This is a genomic window from Flavobacterium caeni, assembly GCF_900101895.1.
Lineage (GTDB): Bacteria > Bacteroidota > Bacteroidia > Flavobacteriales > Flavobacteriaceae > Flavobacterium > Flavobacterium caeni.
In genome coordinates this window covers 385948-392698 of sequence record NZ_FMVF01000003.1, presented here as the reverse complement: position 1 = coordinate 392698, position 6751 = coordinate 385948, and the positions used below count along the sequence as shown (strand labels likewise).

The window sequence follows — 6751 nt, the reverse complement described above, 5'->3', positions numbered from 1 at the left end:
CCAATAGCTGGCCATTAGTAAATCCGAGCGTTGCCAGGGATTTACTTTGCCCTCGTTTCCCCAACTCAGGATCACAGTAATCCTGCCCAATCGCACGACTTCTCAACCCAAATCGTCCACGACGGTAACGTCGCCGGTAATTTGCGCTACATTCATTTTCCCGTGCGAAGATCCCAGTCATTGGATTTGTCACTTTACTTCGTTAACCCAAACCCAAACTGTGACATTTTGGTAAAAAATATCAAAATGTCACAACAAATCTTGTGACATAATGACATTTTATATCAAAATGTAACAAAAAGGTCCAAGACTAAAAATCGCAAGTTGTTTGCACAATGGGATCTGTCGCGCTGTTTGCGTGAGGGATAGTAGTGGAAATCCTTTAACACAACCCTCTTTTTGGGTTGTGTTAAAGATTGGAACGGATAGCCCGACGGCGCCCGACGAATGTGGTTTGTTGTTGCCTGGTTCTGCGCCGGCACGCCCAAGAAAAAAAGGGAATTTTAGACGACTGATGCATCGCGCTGAAAATCTCGAAAACAAAAAAACGCTCAAGCGAGCTTGGCGTTTTTTTTTATTTCTTGATTTATTCGTGAACGCAGAAGGATTCGAACCTTCGACCGCCTGCTTAGAAGGCAGGTGCTCTATCCAGCTGAGCTATGCGTCCGTAAAGGCGTGCAAATATAACGCTATAATTTGAATTGGCAAGATGAAAAATCATCTTTTTTGACGATGACTATTGCCATGTTTCATGCCGTGGCGCTTTTTGTTTTAAAGTCAGCCAGTTGTGTTTAACAGAATTGGAATATAACCGTTGATAGCGCCGCCAATGGAATTTTGCGTATCTTGGCCAAAAAGCGCTTATGAAGTTTGCGGTTATCGTTTCGTTTCTTTCGTTGTCGGTTTGCGCCCAAACCGTCGATTTCGACACCAACGACATCGACGGGCTTGAAGTGGCCGACACCACCTTTGTCAACCTGCGCGACTACAGCAACGACTTTGTGTACGACATGCGCTATGCCACCGACAACAATTTCCTAAAGGCCAAGGTTTACGATTGCGGCGAATGTTTGCTGCGTTTCAAGACGGTCAAGGCGCTGGTCAAGGCCAACCAGAAATTCCTCAAGAAAGGCTACCGTATCAAGCTGTTCGATTGCTACCGCCCGCTCGATATCCAAAAGAAAATGTGGGCCATCGTGCCCAACCCAACCTATGTGGCCGATCCGAGGAAAGGTTCGATACACAACCGCGGCGGCGCCGTAGATTTGACTTTGGTGGATGAAAATGGCGTCGAGCTCGACATGGGTACCGGTTTCGATCATTTTGGGCCCGAGGCCGCGCATGATTACGAGAATTTATCCAGCGAGGTCAAGCAAAACCGAAAACTGTTGCGCAACACCATGACGGGTTTGGGGTTTCGGATATTCGAAAGCGAGTGGTGGCATTACAACCTCAAGAGGTCGGCCAAGAATTTCGAGGTGTCGAACGTCAAATGGCCTTGCGACTGATTACTTGCTCGCGTTGATGCAGTGGTAATAATCGACAAAATAGCTCGCCGGCTGGTACAACTGGTTGTCTATCTCCGCCTTGAATGCCGGACGCATGATGTAGTCGGTGGCTTCGGTCGCAAACTTGATGCGCAGGAGCGAGATGGGCGACGTTTTTAAGAAGTCTGCATCGTCTTTCTTGAACAGGAAATGGCCCGTGAGGATGCGGTTGTTGAACCCGTTGTCGTCGCGCACCATCGATCCGCAGCTTTCCTTGGGCAGGTGCAACAGCGTGACGATTTTGCCGTTTTCGAGCTGCAGGTACAACTTAGAACCCGCATCAAAACAACGCGCCTTGATGAACTCCTGGCTTTTTTCGAGCAATTGTAAATTGAGTGTCGGCAGCCCGTCGGTCACGGCAATCGAAGCGAACATATACGACGCATGGCCCGCAAAGTTCTTCTCGTACAAAAGTACTTCCTTGGTGGCCTTGTACGTACCCGTTGAATCGGTCACGTTGACGCTAAAATCACAGGGTTTTTGGGCAAAAGCAAGACCGCAGTAAAACAGCGCGGCAACGGCAAGAAATCTCATCGGTTAAATTTTGGCGCAAATTAAGACTATTTTGCGGTTATTCAAATCGGTCGTAAAAAAACAATAATCGGTGCCGCCGTCCTTGATTTTGTGTTTTTTTCGGATGTTTTCGACCGTTTCGGGAAAGTTGCGCACGGTGATGTTGGCTTTCTTTGCTTCGAGGTGCTGCTTCATTTCTTTTTTGCCGTAGTCGATCACTTGCTTGACTTCGAACGACCGTCCCGGGAAACCGATACGTTGGTCTGAGGTGTACAAATGCGAATGTGGATGCAGTTTCTCGAGCCCCAATTGCGCCGATACCTGATCGAATCCGCCCGATTTCAAGACTGCGGCATTGGGTTCGTAAAGGTACTTTTGCACCGACCCATAACTCGGCGTGACGGCTTGGCCCCATTCAAAACCAAAACGTTCGGCACCGTCCTTGACCAGATTGACGGTTTCTATGCCGATGGGCCCGTCGTAGCCTTTTTCGAGCAGCCAAAGCAATTCCTTGACTTCGCCCTCGAGGGCCACCACATGGATCCCGCGAACGTTCTTGAGTTCGCGAAGCCCGGCCGAAAGATCGAGTAGGGGCGCGGTCTTGATAAGGATGTTGGGCGCATAGGCGAAATAAAAGTCGAGCAAATCGGGTACATTGGGCAAACAATCGGCGAGCATAAAAACCTTTCCCTTGGATTCGCTGCGGCGCGAAGGATCGATGTAGAGCCAGTCGAACGGACGACCGAGTACTTTGAGGATTTGCGCGCTGTCGCCACAAATACAATCGATGTTGGCCACGCCAAGCCGCCCGAGGTTTTGTTTGACGATGTCCGAAAGTTCGGTATTCATTTCGCAATGCACGACCTTGTCGATACGTTTTGCGAAATAAAAATCGTCTACGCCAAAGCCGCCCGTCATGTCGATCAGGCTTTGCCCTGTTACCAATCCCGATTTATAGCGCGCGGTTTTTTCGGACGACGTTTGTTCGACCGAAATCTTCGACGGATACACGATGCCGGGCGTAGCAAACCACGTCGGCAGCTTGTCCTTGGCCTTGGTCTTGGCCGCTATTTGGTTCAGGATCGATGTCCAATCGACTTCAGGGAACGGGTTCTTGCGCAGCGCAAGGGCGGTGAGGTTGGCGCCAACGTGCGCGTCGATGAATTGCTGGACTTTGGGATCGAGCAGCGTCATCAAATGTCTTTGGTCAGCAACCTGACGACCGGATTATCTGGGAAAAACTCCTTCGCGATCACCTTGAGTATCGTATACATCGGTACGGCCGCGATCATGCCGATCACGCCAAATAAGGAGCCTGCGGCCAGGATCACCAAAAAGATTTCGAGCGGATGCGATTTGACGCTGTTCGAAAAAATAAGCGGCGACGAAACGTTGTTGTCGATCACCTGTACGATCCAAAACCCGATCATCACATAAATGGTCGTCGGCAAAATCTCGGTCTGGAAATCGCCACCGATGTTGCTGATCATCGTCAGTAGGGCCGCAAGCACCGAGCCGATGAGCGGCCCGATATACGGAATGATGTTGAGTACGGCGCACAAAAATGCAATCACGAGCGCGTTCTCTACGCCAAAAATAAGCAGTACGATCAAGTACAGAATGAAGATAATCAACAGTTGCAGCGCCAATCCCACAAAGTAACGTGTGAGCAAATGGTTGATTTTGTCGAGCGAATTGAGGATTTGCTCTTCGTGCGAATCGGGAATGAGCCTGCGCGCGCCACGTACGAACAGCGCGCGGTCTTTCAAAAAGAAAAACGTGATGAACAGCACCGAGGCCAGCCCCACGCCAAAACTGCCGATTGTACCCAGCAATCCGTTGAGGAAATTCGGGATGAACGACAAATTGAGCTTCGACCCGATGTTGGCTTCCTTGAGCAAATTCTCTGAATCGATGTTGTGGCTTTCGAGAAACACGCCGATTTGCCCTATGAGTTCGGTGAGGTTTTTTTCGATTTCGGCCGTTTGCAGCAGCGACAAATTCTGGCCCTGCGACGATACCAGCGGAATGAACATCATGACGAATCCGGCCAGGATCAGGACAAAGACCAATACGGTGGCGATGGTCGCAAAAATGTTGTTGAATTTGAGTTTGCGCTGGAAAAAATTCAGCATCGGCAGCCCGATGAGCGTGGTGATCAGCGCGACAATCAGGTAAACCAGTACCGCCTGGATTTGAAACAACAGGTAGCCCGCAAGGCAAACGCCGGCAATCACGGCCACGGCTTTGACAATCCCTGAGGCGATCGTTTGAGAGGTCATCGGGTTCATTTTACCGTGAAGATACTAAAACTTTTCAGTTGGCAAAAATATAGGCGATGATGTTGGCGCCCATCTTGAGCGCTTTTTGCCGTACCTCGGCGGGGTCGTTGTTCACCTCGGGATCTTCCCATCCGTCGCCCAGGTCGGTTTCGTAGGTGTACAGCAATACCAATCGCCCTTCGACAAAAATCCCGAACGCTTGCGGCCGTTTGCCGTCGTGTTCGTGTATTTTGGGCAGCCCTGCGGGAAACGGATTGGGCTTTTGGAAAATCGCATGCGTCGAAGGCAGCTCGACCAGGTCGTTGCCCGGGAAAATCTTCTTGATTTCCTTGCGGATGTACTGGTCCATGCCGTAGTTGTCGTCGATGTGCAAAAAGCCGCCCGCGGCAAGGTATTGTCGCAAATTCACCACATCGGCATCGCTGAACACCACGTTGCCGTGACCGGTCATGTGTACATAGGGGTACGACAGCAAATCGGGGCTCGACGGCTCGACCGTGGCGGGTTTGGCCTTGATGCGCGTCTGGATGTTCTGGTTGCAGAATTTGATCAGATTCGGCAGCGAAGTAGGGTTGGCGTACCAGTCGCCGCCGCCGTGGTATTTGAGCAGGGCGATTTCCTGGGCTTGTGCGTTGAAAGCGATCAGTAATAAAAGCAACAATCTTTTCATAGTCATTCGTTGGTAAAAGCAACACTGTGGCACGCAACCACCGCAGCGGTTTCGGTACGCAAACGCGTGTTGCCCAAAGATACAGGAACAAATTTATTTTCGAGCGCCGTTTGGATTTCCTTGGTCGAAAAATCGCCTTCGGGGCCAATCAATATTGTGACATCGGTGCGGGTTTGCAGTTGCGATTTGAGCGATTTTTTGTCGGTTTCCTCGCAATGGGCGATGAACAATTGGCCGTCGCGATTTTGTTTGACGAATTCCTTGAACGATACCGGCTCGTGTAGTTTCGGCAGGTAGCAATGCAGCGATTGCTTCATGGCCGATTGCAGGATTTTCTCCATCCGGTCAAGCTTGAGCTGGGTGCGTTCGGAATGGTCGCAAATGATGGGTGTGATTGCTGTAATGCCGATTTCGGTCGCCTTTTCTAAAAACCACTCGTAACGGTCGTTCATTTTGGTAGGCGTCACGGCCAGATGCAGTTGATACGGCAGTGGTTCTTGCCGCTGGAACGACACGATGGCAACCGTACATTTTGAATCTGAAGCAAGGGTAATTTCGGTTTTGAACAAATAACCCAATCCATTGGTGACAAACAAGTTATCGCCGTTTTTTTTTCGCAACACTTTAACGATGTGTTTGCTTTCTTCGCGGTCAAAGACAAACGATTTCGATTCGGTCGAAAGGTTGGGGTTGTAGAACAGTTGCATCAGAACGCGATCCGTGCCTTGGCCGCCACGTTTGCGGTTTCAAAATGGTGTGACAGGAATTTCTGGTAGCCCACGATGCCGATCATTGCGGCATTGTCGGTCGTGTATTCGAATTTGGGGATGAACGTCTTCCAGCCGTACAACGCTTCGGCATCCTTCATGGCCTGCCGGATACCAGAGTTGGCCGATACGCCGCCGCCGATGGCCACCTGCTTGATGCCGGTTTGGTCTGCGGCCTGTTTGATCTTGTCCATCAAAATCCCGATGATCGTGTGTTGGATCGACGCGCAAATGTCGTCGCGGTTTTCTTCGATAAAATTGGGATTCTCGGCCACATTCTTTTGGATAAAATACAGGATCGCCGTCTTGAGGCCCGAAAAACTAAAATCGAGTCCGGGCACTTTGGGCTTGGTAAAAGCAAATGCTTTGGGGTTGCCGAGCTGCGCGTATTTGTCGACCAGCGGCCCGCCCGGATAGGGCAAACCTAGTATCTTGGCCGATTTGTCGAATGCTTCTCCCACGGCGTCGTCGGTGGTTTCGCCGATGATTTCCATGTCAAAAAAACCGTTGACCTTGACAATTTGTGTATGTCCGCCCGAAATCGTGAGCGCCAAAAACGGGAATTCTGGTTTGTCGAAACCGTCCTCGTCGATGAAATGCGCCAACACGTGCGCCTGCATGTGGTTGACGGCAATCAGCGGAACGTCGAGCGCCATCGACAACGACTTGGCAAACGAGGTGCCCACGAGCAACGATCCCATCAATCCCGGGCCTTGCGTAAAAGCCACGGCCGACAAATCGGCTTTGGCCACGCCCGCCTTTTTGAGCGCCGCATCGATCACGGGCACAATGTTTTGCTGGTGCGCACGCGAAGCCAGCTCGGGTACCACGCCGCCATATTGGTTGTGGATCGCCTGGTTGGCCACAACATTCGACAGCACTTTGTCGTTTTGTAGGACGGCCGCCGCGGTATCATCGCACGAACTTTCGATAGCCAATATAAAAACAGGACTTTTTTGCATAAAAATGCAC

Annotated in this window: 7 protein-coding genes and 1 tRNA gene; 1 reads left to right on the top strand and 7 read right to left on the bottom strand. The window is 50.7% G+C overall.

The genetic code is table 11. The annotated features are described in order from the left end of the window. Nucleotides 1-593 precede the first annotated feature (593 nt). A tRNA-Arg gene (locus BLP55_RS04050) sits at nt 594-667 on the bottom strand. 196 nt (nt 668-863) lie between these two features. Between BLP55_RS04050 and BLP55_RS04045 the strand changes: the two genes are divergently transcribed. Further along, nucleotides 864-1508, top strand: a complete 645-nt coding sequence (locus BLP55_RS04045) for a M15 family metallopeptidase (protein WP_091141037.1) — start codon at nt 864-866, stop codon at nt 1506-1508. Here BLP55_RS04045 and BLP55_RS04040 read toward each other — a convergent pair whose 3' ends face one another. Genes BLP55_RS04040 through tsaD form a run of 6 tightly spaced genes read right to left on the bottom strand, consistent with a single transcriptional unit; the run spans nt 1509 to nt 6741 of the window. After that, complete coding sequence (locus BLP55_RS04040) at nt 1509-2081, bottom strand: hypothetical protein (RefSeq protein ID WP_091141036.1); 573 nt, start codon at nt 2079-2081, stop codon at nt 1509-1511. Nucleotides 2082-2084: 3 nt separating this feature from the next. Further along, a complete protein-coding gene (locus BLP55_RS04035) occupies nt 2085-3254 on the bottom strand; it encodes a THUMP-like domain-containing protein (RefSeq protein ID WP_091141035.1) in 1170 nt (389 codons plus the stop codon). Further along, entirely contained in the window at nt 3254-4342 is a 1089-nt protein-coding gene (locus tag BLP55_RS04030) for an AI-2E family transporter (RefSeq protein WP_091141061.1), read from the bottom strand. The genes BLP55_RS04035 and BLP55_RS04030 overlap by 1 nt, the downstream gene beginning before the upstream one ends. Before the next feature lie 34 nt (nt 4343-4376). Then, entirely contained in the window at nt 4377-5012 is a 636-nt protein-coding gene (locus tag BLP55_RS04025; RefSeq protein WP_091141034.1) for a DUF4159 domain-containing protein, read from the bottom strand. Nucleotides 5013-5014: 2 nt separating this feature from the next. After that, on the bottom strand, nt 5015-5719 hold the full coding sequence (locus BLP55_RS04020; RefSeq protein WP_091141033.1) for a 16S rRNA (uracil(1498)-N(3))-methyltransferase: 705 nt from the start codon (nt 5717-5719) through the stop codon (nt 5015-5017). Beyond that, complete coding sequence (gene tsaD, locus BLP55_RS04015; protein WP_091141032.1) at nt 5719-6741, bottom strand: tRNA (adenosine(37)-N6)-threonylcarbamoyltransferase complex transferase subunit TsaD; 1023 nt, start codon at nt 6739-6741, stop codon at nt 5719-5721. Before tsaD ends, BLP55_RS04020 begins: the two co-directional genes overlap by 1 nt. Between the last annotated feature and the right edge of the window lie 10 nt (nt 6742-6751).

Bases quoted from the DNA above. Each gene is read 5' to 3' on its own strand.
- BLP55_RS04020 (WP_091141033.1), bottom strand. From the start codon at position 5,719: ATGCAACTGTTCTACAACCCCAACCTTTCGACCGAATCGAAATCGTTT.
- BLP55_RS04040 (WP_091141036.1), bottom strand. From the start codon at position 2,081: ATGAGATTTCTTGCCGTTGCCGCGCTGTTTTACTGCGGTCTTGCTTTT.
- tsaD (WP_091141032.1), bottom strand. From the start codon at position 6,741: ATGCAAAAAAGTCCTGTTTTTATATTGGCTATCGAAAGTTCGTGCGAT.
- BLP55_RS04030 (WP_091141061.1), bottom strand. From the start codon at position 4,342: ATGACCTCTCAAACGATCGCCTCAGGGATTGTCAAAGCCGTGGCCGTG.
- BLP55_RS04035 (WP_091141035.1), bottom strand. From the start codon at position 3,254: ATGACGCTGCTCGATCCCAAAGTCCAGCAATTCATCGACGCGCACGTT.
- BLP55_RS04025 (WP_091141034.1), bottom strand. From the start codon at position 5,012: ATGAAAAGATTGTTGCTTTTATTACTGATCGCTTTCAACGCACAAGCC.
- BLP55_RS04045 (WP_091141037.1), top strand. From the start codon at position 864: ATGAAGTTTGCGGTTATCGTTTCGTTTCTTTCGTTGTCGGTTTGCGCC.